The sequence below is a fragment of the Dolomitihabitans soli genome, assembly GCF_022213955.1.
GTDB classification, from domain to species: domain Bacteria; phylum Actinomycetota; class Actinomycetes; order Streptosporangiales; family Streptosporangiaceae; genus Streptosporangium_A; species Streptosporangium_A soli.
The window spans coordinates 243,714-258,206 of record NZ_JAKNTW010000001.1; the positions used below are offsets into that span (position 1 = coordinate 243,714).

Genomic DNA, 14,493 nt, shown 5'->3' on the forward strand with positions numbered 1-14,493 from the left:
ACTTCCGGACAGCGGAGGACGGCCCATGACAGAGCGCAAACCACCCGGCGTCAGCTTCGAGTCGTTCGTCGACGCGCAGATCCGCGAGGCGATGGAACGCGGCGCGTTCGACGATCTGCCGGGCGCGGGCAAGCCCATCCCCGGCGCGGGCAAGCCGTACGACGAGCTGTGGTGGGTCAAGCAGAAGCTGCGGGAGGAGAACCTGTCCTTCCCCCTGCCCCGGACGCTCGCCCTGCGCAAGGAGGCGGAGGAGGCGCTCGTCGCGGCGGCGCGGGCGCGCTCCGAGGGTGAGGTGCGGCAGATCGTGGCGGACATCAACGAGAAGATCGTCGAGGCGATCCGGAAGGCCGCCTCGGGGCCCCCGCTCAACCTGATGCCCTTCGACGTGGACGACGTCGTGCGGCGGTGGCGCGAAGGCCGGGAGCCCTGACCGGGCAGCACGCGCGGCGCCCGTAGACGGTGGCCGTCTCGTCGCGGTCGGGGCGTCCGGAAATGAGCATGCCCCCGACCCGGGGTCGAACACACCATCCCAAAGCAGGATCTACGGTGGCGGTAGGCACCGAGGACGACTGGTTCGCGAGGGGACACGGGTGGCATGGTGAGAACGGTGGCCTTCGGCGGCGTGCCGTCGCCGGTGGGGCGGGTGCTGGTGGCCGTCACCGAGGACGGGCTGGCGGCCCTCCATTTCAGTGACACGCCCGGATGGCGCGAGCGGATCAGGGAGCGGCTCGGGCTGGCCGAGGCCCAGGACCCCGATCGCACCGCCGGGGTCATGGCCGAGCTGGCCGCCTACTTCGACGGCGGGCTGAAGGCGTTCGAGGCGCCGCTCGACTGGCGGCTGGTGTCGAAGGTCCAGCGCAAGGTGCTGGGAACCCTGTACGAGCGCGTGCCGTACGGCAGGGCGGTGACGTACGGGGAGCTGGCCGAGCTGAGCGGTACGGGTGTTCCCGCGCGGGCGATCGGATCGATCATGGGATCCAACCCGATACCGATCGTGGTTCCGTGTCACCGGGTGGTGGCGGGCAGCGGGCTGGGCGGGTTCAGCGGTGGCGCCGGGGTGGAGTCGAAGCGGTGGCTGCTGACCCTGGAGGGATATCTGCAGCCGGCGCTCGACTGGGAGATGTGAGGCGTCCTCCAGGTTGTTGACAGACTTGGTCAGGTGGGAAAGCAACCAGTCATCGCCGTAGTGGGTCCGACCGCGGCCGGAAAGTCCGACCTGGCCGTGGACCTGGCCCTCCGGCTCGGGGGCGACGTGCTCAACGCCGACTCCATGCAGCTGTACCGGGGGATGGACGTCGGAACCGCCAAACTCACCGTGCCGGAGATGCGCGGGGTGACCCATCATCTTCTGGGCATCTGGGACGTGACCGAGACGGCCAGCGCCGCCGAATACCAGCGGATGGCGCGTTCCCTGCTCGATCGGCTCCTCGCCGAGGACACCGTGCCGATCCTGGTCGGCGGGTCGGGGCTGTACGTCCGGGCCGCGCTCGACGACCTGGAGTTCCCCGGCACCGACGCGGCGATCCGCACCCGCCTGGAGGAGGAGCTGGCCGGATCCGGGCCCGGACCGCTGCACGGGCGGCTGGCCGGGCTCGACCCGGTCGCCGCCGCCGCGATCCTGCCCAGCAACGGCCGCCGCATCGTGCGCGCCCTGGAGGTGATCGAGCTGTCCGGGCGTCCCTTCTCCGCGACGATGCCCTCCTACGACGCGGTCTACGACAGTGTCCAGCTCGGCGTCCAGGTCCCCCGCCCGGTGCTGGACGAGCGCATCGCGCTGCGGGTGGAGCGCATGTGGGAGGCCGGGCTGGTCGAGGAGGTCCGCGCGCTGACCGCCCGGGGTCTCCCGCGGGGCCGTACGGCCAGCCGCGCGCTCGGGTACGCCCAGGTGCTGCGGCACCTGTCGGGAGAGTGGAGCGAGGCGGAGGCCAAGGCGGAGACCATCCGCGCCACCAGGCGGTTCGCTCGCCGCCAGGAGTCGTGGTTCCGCCGTGATCCACGGGTCCACTGGCTTCCCCAGGATGCCCCGGATCTTCTTGACCGGGCGCTCGATAAGCTAGTCGAATGCGGTTTCTCAAGGGGCACGGCACCGAGAACGACTTCGTGATCCTCCCCGATCCGGACAACGAGCTGGAGGTGTCCGCCGCGCTGGTGGCCACCGTCTGTGACAGGCGCACGGGGCTGGGCGCCGACGGCGTGCTGCACGTGGTGCGCACCAAGCTGGCTCCCGAGGTGGCCGCGCTGGCGGGGGAGGCGGAGTGGTTCATGGACTACCGCAACGCCGACGGCAGCATGGCCGAGATGTGCGGCAACGGGGCGCGTGTCTTCGCCCGCTACCTGGTCGACGCCGGTCTGGCCGCGCCGGGCGAGCTGCCGGTGGCGACCCGTGGCGGCGTCAAGCGGGTGCGGCTGGAGCGGGAGGGCGACGTCTCGGTCGAGATGGGCCCGCCGACGCTGCTCGGCGAGAGCCGTACGAGCGTGGCCGGGCACGACTACACCGGGCTGTGCGTCGACATGGGCAACCCGCATCTGGCCTGCCTGATCGGCGAGCCGGTCGCCCAGCTCGACCTGACCCACCAGCCGGGGTTCGACACGTCCGACTTCCCGGCGGGGGTCAACATCGAGCTGATCAACGTGGTGGGGCCGAGACGCGTGGTGATGCGCGTGTTCGAGCGCGGCTCGGGGGAGACCCGCTCGTGCGGCACGGGGGCGGTCGCGTCGGTCGTCGCGGCGGCGCACCTGGCCGGGGAGAGCCTGGGCACCTGGACCGTGGAGGTCCTCGGCGGCACCCTCACGGTCACCCTCGAGAAGGACACGACCTATCTGGCCGGACCGGCGGTGCTGGTCGCCTCGGGAGAGTTCCTGCTGCCCTGAGACTTGCAGAATCTTGTTCTGTCGGGCGATGCTGGGATCATGGCTGACCCACTTGAGACGGCGCTGGCCGTCAAGGAACCGATCAGCGCCCTCGGCGGCGGTTTCATGATCTCCCGCGAGGTCAAGGCGCTGTGCGAACAGACCGGGCTGGCCCCGCGCGCGATGTACTTCCGCGGTCGCTGCGGCGTGCTCGGCGAGGTCGACGCGGACGTCGTCCTGGCCGCCACCTACTTCTTCCCCGCCCAGCACGTGCGTGAGAGCTGGGAGGGCGGCAGGGCGCTGCCCGCCGACAAGGCGGCCGATCTCTACGCGGGCGCCTGCCACGACTGGGGACGACGCAGGCTGGCCGGGTTCGCCGCGGCGGGCAGGGCGGCCGAACTGCTGGAGCCCGTGGTCAGCGGGGCCGACGTGCTCGGTGCGCCGCTGTTCGCCGGGTGGCGCGCGCTGCCGCTGCCGGACGACGCGCCCGCCCGGCTGGCGCATCTGCTGCACGTCGCCAGGGAACTGCGCGGCGGGCTGCACGGGCTGGCCGTACGGGCCTGCGGGCTCGCTCCGCTGGAGGCGACGCTCGCCGAGACGGGAAGCGGCGGCCCGGTCGGAACCGGCGTCGCCGCGGCCCGTTTCCTGGCCTGGCCAGAGCCGTACACCGAGCCGCCCGCGGCGGTGGCGGAGCGCCGCGCCCGGGCGGAGCGGCTCACCGACGAGCTCGTCGCACCGGCGTTCGCGGCCCTGACGGCCGAGCAGTCCGACGAGCTGATCGAGTTGCTCGGGCGGGCGCGCGGCGGCTGAAGCGTTTGGGGGAGGCCCGCCGACCTGGCAGACTGGCTGCCCATGGACGTGGACATCTGGGCCTGGGTCGGCGACACCCAGCGGCAGCTAAACCAAGCCGGAAACGCCGGGCTTGCCATCGCGCTGGGCGATCTGCCCGCGCAGGCGTACGAGGGCCGCTATCCGCAGCTCGACGTGGTGGCGCCGGCCATCGCGAGCCAGGCGGAGACCATGGAGCTGCCCTGGCTGGAGTTCTACGCCCGCTACTGGCACCTGCTCGGCCGGATCGGCGACCGCGCTCAAGGCGCGGTCGCGCTGGGCGACGCACAGGAGCTCGCGACGTTCGCCGAGCGCGAAGACGTTCGTGAATGCCCCTCGGCCCTCGCGGCCGTGGAGGCGCTCGCGGTGGCGCAGGCCAACGCCGACGGGCCGGGTTACGCAGCCGACCGTCTGGCCCTGCTGGGGGCGGCGCTGAGCGGTGTGGAGCCGCAGGCGCCCGCCTTCTGCGGCCTCACGACGCAGTACGTCGCGGCGCTGCTCGACGCGGGCCGGGCCGAGGAGGCGGTCGCCTACGCGGAGTCCGCCGTCGAGCGGCTCGGCGCGGCCGGCGGTGAGTCGAGCTGGGAGCTGGCCGCCACCTCCGCCCGCGCGCTGCTCACCACCGGGCGGGCCGACGACGCGCTGGCCGCGCTCGACGCGGGCACCGGCTTCAAGGCCGACGACCCGGTGGCCAAGCCGCACCGCGAGGGCGTGGTGCGCGCGCTCGTCCTCGGCACGCTCGGCCGTACGGCGGAGGCGGTCGAGGAGCTGCCCGATCTCGACGTGGTCGGCGACCACCCGCGTTCGTTCGTCGAGTGGGCGCGTACCGTGCACCTGCTCGCCGGATCCGACAAGATCGCCAACAGCTGGCAGCTCGGCCGCGTGCTCCGCCAGTGGATCGACTACTTCGCGATGATGGGCGGCTATCGGGCCAGGGTCGAGCTCGCCCTGGTCGCCGGTGATCTGGCGGTCGCCCGCCAGGGCATCTGGCAGGCCAGGTTCCTCGCCGACCTCGCCGAGACCGGCCTCGCGGAGCTCAAGGACACCACGGGCCTCCCCGAGCGGATCGCCGCGCTCCGGGCCGCCGCCGAGGCCGCCACGCCGCTGGAGGCGCCGGGCCCGCTTGAGGAGCGGGTCGGCCTGTTCGACGCCGCCGACGGGTTCAACGCCGACCCCGAGCGCTGGGTGGAGTGGCTCGCGCCGCTGTCGGGCACCGACCTGGAGGCGACCCGCAGGCACACGACGACCCTCGGCTTCCTCGGCTACCCGGCACGTGGCGCCGACGTCTACTGGACCATGCTCATCGACGGCGGCAGGCTCGCCACGGCCGAGGACGACGACGTCGCCTACCTCGCGGGGCTCCTCATCGAGGCCCGGCAGGACGAGCGGCTGGAGCAGATGGCGGCCCAGCTTCCCGACGCCCAGCGGCACATGAGCCTGGCCCGGCTGCACCGCGCCCGCGAGCGCTGGGCCGAGACCCTCGCGGAGTCCGAGCTGGCGCTCGCCGCCGGGGCGGGCCTCGACGCCCGACGCTTCCTGGCCGGAGCCGCCCAGCAGCTCGACGAGAACGAGAAGGGCGCCAAGGTCCTGCGAGAGGTCCTGGGCGATGACGGCCTCGAAGACGAGGACGTATGGCGGATGATCGTCCTGGCGTCCTGCGCGGAGGACTGGGAGACCGTCAGGGCGGGCGTGGCCAAGATCGGCATGCCGGTGGAGGGCACCGAGGGGCCGATCGAGCAGGAGATGGGCCTGATCCGGGTCATCCTGCCCGCCCCCGACGGCAGCCAGCGCCAGGTGCTCAGCGTCCGCACCGGACCGGCCACCGCCCGTCTGGCCATCCCGCAGCCCCCCGGCATGGAGTACAACGCGGGCGACCTCATCGTCTTCGACCCGCAACTCCTCGAGCCGGTCCCCGATGACCCGGCCGAGCAGGAGGGATTCGTGCCGCCGTTCGCGGCGGTGCAGATGCTCCGTTCCGGCAATTACTCAAGCTGGTTCTTCGACGGCGCCGCGCCCGGCGAGCACGACTGGGCCGAGTTCAACGAGGTGCTGGCCGAGCGGGGTTGGCCGATGTGGGTCTACAGCGACGAGAACTACACGGTGACCCACCCGACCAGCGGCGAGAACCTGCCGGGCGTGTTCGGCTGGGTCGCGGTCCCGCCCGATGTCAGCCCGGTCGAGGTCGACGCGCTGCTCGACGACGCCACCGAGCGCTGGGTGCACCCCCTGGCCTGGCTCGACCTGGCCCGTGAGGTCGACGTCGAGGTCGAGCGGCACGAGCGCATCGTCAAGGAGTACGGCCTCTGACCCGCCGCTGAGCCGCCTCTGATCGGCCCGCTCCCGGCTCGTCGCAGAGCCGGGAGCGGTTTTGTTACCCCTGAAACGCACCGTTTGCGGGTAGTTGCTATACCTAGGGTTTGCACAAACTTGACCTTGGGGTGGCAAAAGTGACGGTGCGCGGCCGGATGATCGCTGTGGGCACGCTGGCGGTGGCGATGCTCGCGGGGTGCGGAGATCTGGAGACGGCGGACGGCGTCAACGGGAGCGGAGACGACGCCGGGAAGTCCGTCGATGTCGGCGAGGCGCGTGAAGAGCTGGCGAAGCTGGAGGTCAAGGGTCGGGCCCCGAAGACCGGATTCGACCGCGACGAGTTCGGCCCGGCGTGGTCCGACGTCGATCGCAACGGCTGCGACACGCGCAACGACATCCTCAAACGCGACCTCTCCAAGGAGACGTTCAAGGACGGCACGGACTGCGTGATCCTCACCGGTACCCTCGACGACCCCTACTCGGGCAAGACGATCGACTTCGAGCGCGGCCAGAGCACCAGCATGAAGGTGCAGATCGACCACGTGGTCGCCCTCGCCGACGCGTGGCAGAAGGGCGCCCAGCAGCTGAGCGCCGTCGAGCGCAAGGAGCTGGCCAACGACCCCCTCAACCTGCTGGCCGTCGACGGCCCCCTGAACAGCCAGAAGGGCGCCGGTGACGCGGCGACGTGGTTGCCGCCGCGCACCGGTTACCGCTGCGCCTACGTCGCCCGTCAGATCGACGTGAAGGTCAAGTACACCCTCTGGGTGACGCAGGCCGAGAAGGAGAAGATGGAGTCGATCCTCGCCACCTGCGAGAAGTAGCGCCGTCCGATCAGTCGTCGTACTCCTTCTTGAACTTCACGATCTTGCCGTCGGCGATGGACACGTAGACGTCGTACTCCCAGCGGCCCTTCTGCAGCTCGACCTTGCAGACGCGCCGGCCGTGCTCCCACTCGCGTTCCACGTCGGTCACCCGGGCGCCCGGCGCCTTCCTCTTGGCGATCTTGACAGCCGTCTTGCAGCTGATCTGCCGGTTCGCGGCGGCGGTGGCATTCGCGGCGGTGGTGGCAGAGGAGGAGGCGGTGGGGGTGGCGGACGGGGAGCTGGCCGCGCCGACCGCGCCGGCGGTGAGTACGCCGGCCGCGAGCACCGCGGCGGCTCCGGCTCCGGCGAGGACGGCCCTGCTGTGTGTTCTCATGCCCGCAAGGGTGCACCCGCCCCCGATAGCGGCGCGCTAGGCGATCGTTAACCGCGGGCTAAGGGTGACCGTGACCCGGGCGCCGCCGGCCGGGCCCCGGCCGAGCGTCAGCGTGCCTCCGGCCGACTCGGCGGTACGGCGGGCGATGTCCAGCCCCAGCCCGGTGGATCCGGCGCCGCTCCTGCCGCGTTCCAGACGGTCGGCGGGGAAGCCGCCGCCCTCATCGGTGATCTCCAGGAGCACGCCCGGCGCGAGCCGTACGGACAGGTTGGTGCCCTCCGGGGTGTGCGCGAAGACGTTGCCGAGCAGCGCGTCCACGCACGCGGCCAGCTCCGCCGCGCCCACCGCCACCGGCAGTGGCCCCGGATGGAGGTCCGCCGTGGTGGTGCGTTCCTGGTCCTCGGCGAGGGCCGACCAGAACGTCACGCGCTCCGCCACCACCGCCGCCGCGTCGCAGTGCCCCCGCTCGCTCGACCGGTGCCGTGCTTCGGTGATCACCCAGGTGACCGCGCGTTCCAGGTCGTCGGCGCGGGCGCCGATCCGGGCGGACTCCTCGGGGTCGCGCAGCGCCTCGGCGTCGAGCCGTAGCCCGGTCAGCGGGGTGCGCAGCCGGTGGGACAGGTCGGCGACGTTCTCACGCTCCTCGGCGAGCAACTCGCCGATCCTCCCGGCCAGCCGGTTCAGCGCGAGCGCGGCGGCCTTGGCCTCGGGCGGCCCGCCCGGCACCGCGCGGGCCGACAGGTCGCCGGCGGCGAGCCGGTGCGCGACCCTGGCGGTCGCCGTCATCGGGCGGATGACGGCCTGCGCCAGCCGGTCGGCGACCACGATGCCCACACCGATCAGCACCAGGCCGAGCAGCAGCATGCCGAGCCAGGTCTCGCGCACTCCGTACGCGAGGTCCGCGTCGGTGAGGAAGGTGCGCACCACGCTGGTGCCGCCGGGCGGCCCCTGCACGGCGACGAGGATCTCCCTGCCGCCGGGAGCCTCCGCCGCCAGGCTGCGCCCGCGCGTCGTCGCCAGGGTGACCGCCGGTGAACGGGTGGCGGGGGAGCCGACGGATCCGCCGTCGGGCAGGAAGACCGTGATCGGGTGCCCGCTCGACTCGGCGGCCTGTTGCACCGTCAGGGCCAGCGTCTCCCGGTCCACCGTGGCCACCGCGATGGCGACCGACTCGGCCTCCCCGGTGGCCCGGGCGACCGCGCCGCTCTCGGCCACCGCGCTCACCAGCAACGCCAGCGGCACCAGCAACGCGATCAGCACCAGCGAGGTCGTCGCCGCGACCAGCACGGCCAGCCATCGCCTCACGGTCGCCTCCCGGCGGGACGCGGCGGCACGTTCACGAACCGGCCGGCGGGGGAGCCAGCTTGACGCCGACGCCCCTGACCGTGAAGAGGTAGCGAGGGGACTGGGCGGTCTCGCCGAGTTTGCGGCGGAGCCAGGAGAGGTGGACGTCCACGGTCTTGTCCGCGCCGCCGTACGGGATCTGCCATACCTGGGTGAGCAGTTCGCGTTTGCCGATCACCTCGCCGGGGCGGGCCGCGAGGTAGTGCAGGAGATCGAACTCGCGGGGGGTGAGATCGAGCGGAGCGCCGTCCAGGGTGGCCTCGCGGCTGCGGGGGTCGAGGCGCAGCGTGCCCACCGTGACGGAGTCGTCGGCGCGGCTGTCGCCCGAACGGCGCAGCACCGCGCGGATCCGGGCGTCGAGCTGGGCCGCGGTGAACGGCTTGACCACGTAGTCGTCGGCCCCCGCGTCGAGCGCTCCCACCATCGCCGGGTCGCCGTCCCGTGCGGTGGCCACGATCACCGGGACCTGGCTGACCGCCCTGAGCATGCGCAACATCTCAAGGCCGTCGAGATCGGGCAGGCCGAGATCGAGCACGACCAGGTCGGGACGGTCGTCGACGGTCCCGCGCAGGCCGTCGAGCGCGGTGGAGGCGGAGGAGACGGCGTGTCCCCGCTCGCGCAGCCCCTTGGTGAGCGCGATGCGGATCGTCACGTCGTCTTCTACCAGCAGGAGGTTCGCCATTTGCCTCCACCGTAGCCTCCCCCGTACGTGCCGCAGTAGCTCGTTATCGTCCTCTTAACCGGCGGTTATCCTGCGATGGGGGAGGGTGCGGGAGTGAAGAAGCGACACATGCTGGCCGTCGCCGGGTGGTTCGCCGCCGCGGCGGCCGCGACGGGCGCGGGCGTCGCCGTCGTCGGGTTCGTCGGCGGCGGGCTGGCCGGCCCGACCGGCCAGGTGCTGTCCGCCGCCGAGGTACGGCAGGCGCTCTCGACCCCGGTCGCCGGCCCCGGCCCGTCGGCCCCGGTTCCCAGCTCCGGCCCGGCGACCCCGGCGCCGTCCAGCGTGTCGCCGTCCGCCCCGCCGAAGCCGCAGGTCACCCAGGTGATCGACACGGCGGGCGGGACCGTGGTCGCGCGATGCGAGGCGGGGCAGGTCACGCTGCGGTCGTGGACCCCGGCCCAGGGGTTCGAGGTGGACGACGTGGAACGGGGTCCGGCGGAGCGGGCCCGGGTCGAGTTCGAGACGGAGCACGACGAGATCAAGGTCGAAGTGCGGTGCGACCCCCGAGGCCGGCCGGTGCACACCCTCAACCGCGACTGAAACCGCCGCCGGCACCTTGAGCCGCGCGGTGGAGGCGACCAGGCCGCCCACCGAGACTCGGCGGCGTCGACCACCACGCCGTGCCCATCCGGGAAGGTGATCTCCGGCTCGAAGGCGGGCTTCTATCGCACCCCCTGTCCCACGGTGGTCCGCCGCGTCCTCCGTCACGGTTTCCGATCAGGAAATCCTCTCGCGAGGACCCTCGCACCCTTCACATCCTTCTCCGCAGCCCCCGCCATACCGGCTCCCTGCCATTCGGCGCACATCCCGCCGCGCTTGTCGCAATCGCTTCCGGGCGACTCGGACGATCATTAGGATCGTTCCCACGGGAGGAGGTCACCATGGTGATGGGACCGGCGCCACGGGGGATCGACCCCAGCATTCCCAGTACCGCCCGCATATACGATCACCTGCTGGGCGGCAAGGACAACTTCGCCGCCGACCGCACGGCGGCGGAGCGGATCCTGGAGATCATGCCCGAGGCGCGGCTGCTCGCCCGGCAGAACCGCGCCTTCCTGCACCGTGCCGTGCGTTACTGCGCCGAGCAGGGGATCGACCAGTTCATCGACATCGGGACCGGCATCCCCACCCAGGGCAACACCCATGAGATCGCCCAGTCGGTGAACGCCGGCGCGCGCGTCGCCTACGTCGACAACGACCCCATCGTGACCGCGCACAGCCGGGCGCTGCTGGAGCGGGAGGGGAGCGTGGTCACGGTCGAGGCCGACGCCTGCAAGCCCGCCGAGATCCTGGGGAGTCCGCTGCTGCGGGAGCTGATCGATCTCTCCCGGCCGTTCGCCGTGTTGTTCGTGGCGATCCTGCACTTCGTCCCCGGCGCCCACGAGGCGGTGCGGCCGATGCGGGACGCGCTGCCCTCCGGAGGGATGTTCGTGCTGACCCACGGGGTGCGGAACACGCGGACCGGCGACGACGAGGCCGCCGAGCTCCAGGCGGTCTACAGCCGGGCCACCTCTCCGGCCGTGGACCGATCCGCCGCCGAGGTCCTCGCCCTGTTCGGCGGCCTTCCCCTGGTCGAGCCGGGCCTGGTCGCCGCCTGGGACTGGCGTCCCGACGACACCCCCTCCCTGGAGGTCCCGACCGGCGGCGGCGTCCTGGCGGGCGTGGCCCGCCGGCCCTGAGCCGGAGGCGTGAGAGGAAGCCCGGCCGAGCCGCCGTGGCCGGTGGCGGTCGTCGGTCGGAAATGGTGCGGGTGAACCGTCGCGACGAACCCGCCGTGGCGGTGACCGTCATCGGATATCCCCGCCCCGGCTTCGGCTCCGCCGCCGGTGGACCCTGAGGGCGGGTGCCTGGTCCTCGTCGCCCCGCCGTACGGTGTTGAACTCCGGTAACTCCGGTAACTCCAGTACCGTGATCCGCCGGGCCGTACAAAGAAGGATGGGGCGGGATGAACACGCGTAAAACCAACGACACCGTAAGCAGTGGGCGGGGGAGGTTGATCAAGTGGCTGGTCGCGGCGGTGGCCGCGGTGGTGGTGCTCGGCATCATGCTGAGCGGATGCTCCCGGGTCAGCACCCAGCCGGACGAGGTGCTGCTGCACTACGCGGGCGGCACGTTCGAGGCGATCAAGTTCGAACGGTGCATCAACCCCTCCAGCGGAGCCACGCTGCTCGGCCCGGGAGACACCTCCTACTCCTACCCGTACGGCCAGCGGACCTTCGACTTCTCCGGGACCGGCGACGCGGAGTCGAAGCCGATCCGGATCGTCTCCAAGGACAACGTGGAGATGTCGGTCGCCGGATCGGCCACGTTCACGCTGAACACCTCCTGCAAGACGCTCCAGCAGTTCCACGAGAAGATCGGCCTGAAGTACCGCGCCTACAACGACGACGATGAGTCCCCGGGCTGGAACCGGATGCTCAACTTCTACTTCAAGCAGCCGCTCGACCGTGCGATGGACGCCGCCTCACAGGAGTTCGAGTGGCGCAAGCTGTTCAACGACCCCGCCGTCAAGCAGCAGTGGGAGACGCGGGTCGGCCAGCTCGCCCGCCAGTTCATCAAGGAGACCTCGGGCGGCGACTACTTCTGCAACCAGAACTACTCGGGCTCAGGCGACTGCGGTGACGTCGCGCTGACGATTCAGAAGCCCGAGCCGCCGAAGTCGCTGGTGGACGCGCTCGCCTCCGAGCAGGCCGCCAAGGCGGAGAACGTCGCGCAGACGCAGCGCAACGCCAAGGTGCGCACCGAGCTGGAGTCCATCAAGGACCTGGTGGGCGTGCTCGGCCCGCAGGGCGCGATCCTGTGGAAGGCGATTCAGGACGGGAAGGTGGAGGTCATCCCCGTGCCGCAGAACGGCAACATCAACATCACGCCGCGGGGCCGCGGGTAGCCGCTCCCCTGACCTGGATCGAGCCGAGCAGGTCGGCGGTGGCCTCCGTCACGGCGGCCACCGCCCGCTCGAACGCCTCGGCGTTGTGCGCGGCCGGCGCCCGGAACCCGGAGATCTTCCGGACGTACTGCAGGGCGGCGGCGCGCACGTCCTCCTCGCTGACGACGTCGGTGAAGGGCGGGCGCAGGGTCTTGATGCTTCGGCACATACCTCCATTTTGGCCCGCCGGGACACCTGGATGGACCGCCATCATGCTGAACCGGCCCGCGGGGGCTACCGCGGAGCGAGTTCGGCCCCGAAGTCGGCGGCGATCGTGCGCATGCCGCGCGCGAGTTCCTCACGGTCGAGCGCGTCGATCCGATCGGCGGGCCCGGAGACCGACATGGCGGCCACCACGCGCGCCCCGTCGTGGACCGGCACCGCCAGGCAGTGCACGCCCAGCTCCTCCTCACCCAGGTCGAGCGCGTACCCCCGGTCGCGCACCAGGGTCAGCGCGCCCAGCATGTCCGCGTGCGCGGTGATCGTGTTGGCCGTACGGCGCGGCATGCCGGTGCGCTCGATCAGCGAGATCACCTCCCGGTCGGGCCGGTCGGCCAGCAGCACCTTGCCCACCGCCGTACTGTGCGGCAGCACCCGCCGCCCCACCTCCGCGAACATCCGCAACCGCCGCGGCGACGGCACCTGCGCCACGTACACGATGAAGTCGCCCTCCAGCACCGCCAGGTTCGCCGTCTCCCCCGACAGCTCGACCATCCGGGCGAGGTAGGGCCGCGCCCACACCCCGACCAGGCGCTCGGCCACCTCGCCCAGCCGCACGACCGCCCCGCCCAGCGCGTACCGCCGGTCGGACTCCTGACGCACGTAGCCACGCGCCAGCAGCGTCCGCAGCAGCCGGTGAATCGTCCCGTACGGCAGGCCGGTCCGGGCGGCCAGCTCCGAGATGCCCGCCTCGCCGCCCCGCTCGGCCAGCGCCTCCAGGACGTCCAGCGCCCGGTCGACGCTCTGCACACCGCTCAAGCTCTCGTCCTCCGTCCCCCCGTGAGCGCGCTCGGCGGCAGCCCTCGCAGGGCGGCGTCGAGGACCTCGACCGTGTGCGCGACCGGGATCTCGTCCATTCCCTGGCGGCGCAGCGACGAGGTGATCTGCATCGTGCACCCGGGATTCGCCGACACCAGCAGCTCGGCCCCGGTCTGGAGCACCCGCTCCGCCTTCCGGTCACCCAGCTCCCTGGCGGCCTCGGGCTGGAACAGGTTATACGTTCCGGCGGAGCCGCAGCAGATCGAGGACTCCGCGATCTCCCGCACCTCGATCCCCGGGATCCCGCCGAGCAGGTCACGAGGCTGCCGCCGGACCCCCTGGGCGTGTGCGAGGTGGCAGGCGTCGTGATAGGCGACCCGCAGGGGCAACGGGTGCCGCTCGGCGGCCGGTCCCAGCTCGGCCAGGAACTCCGCCACGTCGACGGTCCTGATCGCCTTCGCCCTGGCCGCCCACTCCGGCTCCCCGGCCAGCACCTCGGCGTACTCCTTCATGGTGGACCCGCATCCCGCCGCGTTGACCACGATCGTGTCGACCCCGGCCCGCTCGAAGGTCCGGATCGTCCGCTTGGCGAACCTGAGCGCCTGCGCCTCCTGCCCCGAGTGCAACGAGAGCGCGCCGCAACAGCCCTGGCCCGGCGGGATGACCACCTCGCAGCCCTCCATCGCGAGTACCCGTGCCGTGGCCGCGTTGACCTGCGGGAAGAACTCGCCCTGCACGCACCCCGTGAGCATCCCCGCGACCGCGCGCCGGGTGCCCCTGGCCTGGATCCGCCGGGGCAGGCGAACCCGTCTGGTGGCCGGGGGAGCGAGGTCGGCCATCGCCGCCAGCGACGGGTTCACCTTGGCCAGCCGTGGCGCGATCCGCTCCCGCAGCCCCGTGCTGAGCCGCAACGGCCACCGCAGCGCACGCAACCGCCGCGGATAGGGGAACAACGCGAACACCGCGGCCCGCAACGCCCGGTCGTCGGGCTCGCGCACGTGCTCCCGCTCGACCTCGGCCCGCGTCTGCTCGATCAGCCGGTCGTACCGCACCCCCGAGGGACACGCGGTCACACACGCCATGCACCCCAGGCACGCGTCGAAGTGCCCCGCCATCTCCGGGGTGATCGGCGTCCCCTCCACGTGCTGCTTCATCAGGTGGATCCGGCCCCGGGGCGAGTCCATCTCCTCCCCCCAGAGCACGTACGTGGGACAGGTGGGCAGGCAGAACCCGCAATGCACGCAATCCTTGATCAGTTCCGGATCCACACCCATCTCCTCCTCTGTTCACCCGGCCGACCGCACCCGGCCGACCGCACCCGGCCCGGTCTCTTCCCCGA

At 72.1% G+C, this 14,493-nt stretch carries 16 protein-coding genes; 10 read left to right on the forward strand and 6 right to left on the reverse strand.

Features of this window, described 5'->3' with window-relative positions:
- The first annotated feature begins 25 nt into the window (after positions 1–25).
- From MBA17_RS01065 to MBA17_RS01095, 7 genes are all read left to right on the forward strand, one after another.
- Complete coding sequence (locus MBA17_RS01065; RefSeq protein ID WP_238494291.1) at positions 26–430, forward strand: DnaJ family domain-containing protein; 405 nt, start codon at positions 26–28, stop codon at positions 428–430.
- Between the two features lie 165 nt (positions 431–595).
- Positions 596–1,126, forward strand: a complete 531-nt coding sequence (locus tag MBA17_RS01070) for a methylated-DNA--[protein]-cysteine S-methyltransferase (RefSeq protein ID WP_238494292.1) — start codon at positions 596–598, stop codon at positions 1,124–1,126.
- Positions 1,127–1,159: 33 nt separating this feature from the next.
- Positions 1,160–2,104: a tRNA (adenosine(37)-N6)-dimethylallyltransferase MiaA gene (gene miaA / locus MBA17_RS01075; protein ID WP_238494293.1), complete on the forward strand. Its 945-nt coding sequence runs from the start codon at positions 1,160–1,162 to the stop codon at positions 2,102–2,104.
- Entirely contained in the window at positions 2,062–2,871 is an 810-nt protein-coding gene (gene dapF, locus MBA17_RS01080; protein WP_238494294.1) for a diaminopimelate epimerase, read from the forward strand. Before miaA ends, dapF begins: the two co-directional genes overlap by 43 nt.
- A 39-nt stretch (positions 2,872–2,910) precedes the next feature.
- Complete coding sequence (locus MBA17_RS01085; protein ID WP_238494295.1) at positions 2,911–3,660, forward strand: SCO6745 family protein; 750 nt, start codon at positions 2,911–2,913, stop codon at positions 3,658–3,660.
- A 42-nt stretch (positions 3,661–3,702) separates the two neighbouring features.
- Positions 3,703–5,985: a tetratricopeptide repeat protein gene (locus MBA17_RS01090; RefSeq protein ID WP_238494296.1), complete on the forward strand. Its 2,283-nt coding sequence runs from the start codon at positions 3,703–3,705 to the stop codon at positions 5,983–5,985.
- A 131-nt stretch (positions 5,986–6,116) separates the two neighbouring features.
- Entirely contained in the window at positions 6,117–6,809 is a 693-nt protein-coding gene (locus MBA17_RS01095; protein ID WP_238494297.1) for an HNH endonuclease family protein, read from the forward strand.
- 10 nt (positions 6,810–6,819) lie between these two features.
- Here MBA17_RS01095 and MBA17_RS01100 read toward each other — a convergent pair whose 3' ends face one another.
- Genes MBA17_RS01100 through MBA17_RS01110 form a run of 3 tightly spaced genes read right to left on the reverse strand, consistent with a single transcriptional unit; the run spans position 6,820 to position 9,211 of the window.
- Positions 6,820–7,185, reverse strand: a complete 366-nt coding sequence (locus tag MBA17_RS01100) for a PepSY domain-containing protein (protein ID WP_238494298.1) — start codon at positions 7,183–7,185, stop codon at positions 6,820–6,822.
- 36 nt (positions 7,186–7,221) lie between these two features.
- On the reverse strand, positions 7,222–8,490 hold the full coding sequence (locus MBA17_RS01105; RefSeq protein WP_238494299.1) for a sensor histidine kinase: 1,269 nt from the start codon (positions 8,488–8,490) through the stop codon (positions 7,222–7,224).
- Between the two features lie 31 nt (positions 8,491–8,521).
- Positions 8,522–9,211, reverse strand: coding sequence for a response regulator transcription factor (locus tag MBA17_RS01110; protein ID WP_238494300.1), 690 nt, complete (start codon positions 9,209–9,211; stop codon positions 8,522–8,524).
- A 93-nt stretch (positions 9,212–9,304) separates the two neighbouring features.
- Here MBA17_RS01110 and MBA17_RS01115 point away from each other — a divergent pair, with 93 nt between their 5' ends.
- The 3 genes from MBA17_RS01115 to MBA17_RS01125 all read left to right on the forward strand — a co-directional run bounded on the left by MBA17_RS01115 (position 9,305) and on the right by MBA17_RS01125 (position 12,137).
- Positions 9,305–9,790, forward strand: a complete 486-nt coding sequence (locus MBA17_RS01115; RefSeq protein ID WP_238494301.1) for a hypothetical protein — start codon at positions 9,305–9,307, stop codon at positions 9,788–9,790.
- A gap of 341 nt (positions 9,791–10,131) precedes the next feature.
- Positions 10,132–10,929, forward strand: a complete 798-nt coding sequence (locus MBA17_RS01120; RefSeq protein WP_238494302.1) for an SAM-dependent methyltransferase — start codon at positions 10,132–10,134, stop codon at positions 10,927–10,929.
- A 266-nt stretch (positions 10,930–11,195) separates the two neighbouring features.
- Entirely contained in the window at positions 11,196–12,137 is a 942-nt protein-coding gene (locus MBA17_RS01125) for an SPFH domain-containing protein (RefSeq protein ID WP_238494303.1), read from the forward strand.
- Here the strand turns inward: MBA17_RS01125 and MBA17_RS01130 are convergent.
- The 3 genes from MBA17_RS01130 to MBA17_RS01140 form a co-directional block, all read right to left on the reverse strand.
- The gene (locus tag MBA17_RS01130) at positions 12,115–12,345 is read right to left on the reverse strand and encodes a DUF2277 domain-containing protein (protein WP_238494304.1); all 231 of its coding nucleotides are present in this window, start codon (positions 12,343–12,345) and stop codon (positions 12,115–12,117) included. The two genes, MBA17_RS01125 and MBA17_RS01130, sit on opposite strands and share 23 nt — an antisense overlap.
- A gap of 65 nt (positions 12,346–12,410) precedes the next feature.
- Positions 12,411–13,145, reverse strand: a complete 735-nt coding sequence (locus MBA17_RS01135) for an IclR family transcriptional regulator (RefSeq protein WP_455432691.1) — start codon at positions 13,143–13,145, stop codon at positions 12,411–12,413.
- Between the two features lie 5 nt (positions 13,146–13,150).
- Positions 13,151–14,422 (reverse strand): (Fe-S)-binding protein, encoded by a 1,272-nt coding sequence (locus tag MBA17_RS01140; RefSeq protein WP_455432665.1) that lies wholly within the window; start codon positions 14,420–14,422, stop codon positions 13,151–13,153.
- Positions 14,423–14,493 lie beyond the last annotated feature (71 nt).

Bases quoted from the DNA above. Each gene is read 5' to 3' on its own strand.
- MBA17_RS01065 (WP_238494291.1), top strand. From the start codon at position 26: ATGACAGAGCGCAAACCACCCGGCGTCAGCTTCGAGTCGTTCGTCGAC.
- MBA17_RS01070 (WP_238494292.1), top strand. From the start codon at position 596: ATGGTGAGAACGGTGGCCTTCGGCGGCGTGCCGTCGCCGGTGGGGCGG.
- dapF (WP_238494294.1), top strand. From the start codon at position 2,062: ATGCGGTTTCTCAAGGGGCACGGCACCGAGAACGACTTCGTGATCCTC.
- MBA17_RS01085 (WP_238494295.1), top strand. From the start codon at position 2,911: ATGGCTGACCCACTTGAGACGGCGCTGGCCGTCAAGGAACCGATCAGC.
- MBA17_RS01090 (WP_238494296.1), top strand. From the start codon at position 3,703: ATGGACGTGGACATCTGGGCCTGGGTCGGCGACACCCAGCGGCAGCTA.
- MBA17_RS01100 (WP_238494298.1), bottom strand. From the start codon at position 7,185: ATGAGAACACACAGCAGGGCCGTCCTCGCCGGAGCCGGAGCCGCCGCG.
- MBA17_RS01110 (WP_238494300.1), bottom strand. From the start codon at position 9,211: ATGGCGAACCTCCTGCTGGTAGAAGACGACGTGACGATCCGCATCGCG.
- MBA17_RS01120 (WP_238494302.1), top strand. From the start codon at position 10,132: ATGGTGATGGGACCGGCGCCACGGGGGATCGACCCCAGCATTCCCAGT.
- MBA17_RS01125 (WP_238494303.1), top strand. From the start codon at position 11,196: ATGAACACGCGTAAAACCAACGACACCGTAAGCAGTGGGCGGGGGAGG.
- MBA17_RS01130 (WP_238494304.1), bottom strand. From the start codon at position 12,345: ATGTGCCGAAGCATCAAGACCCTGCGCCCGCCCTTCACCGACGTCGTC.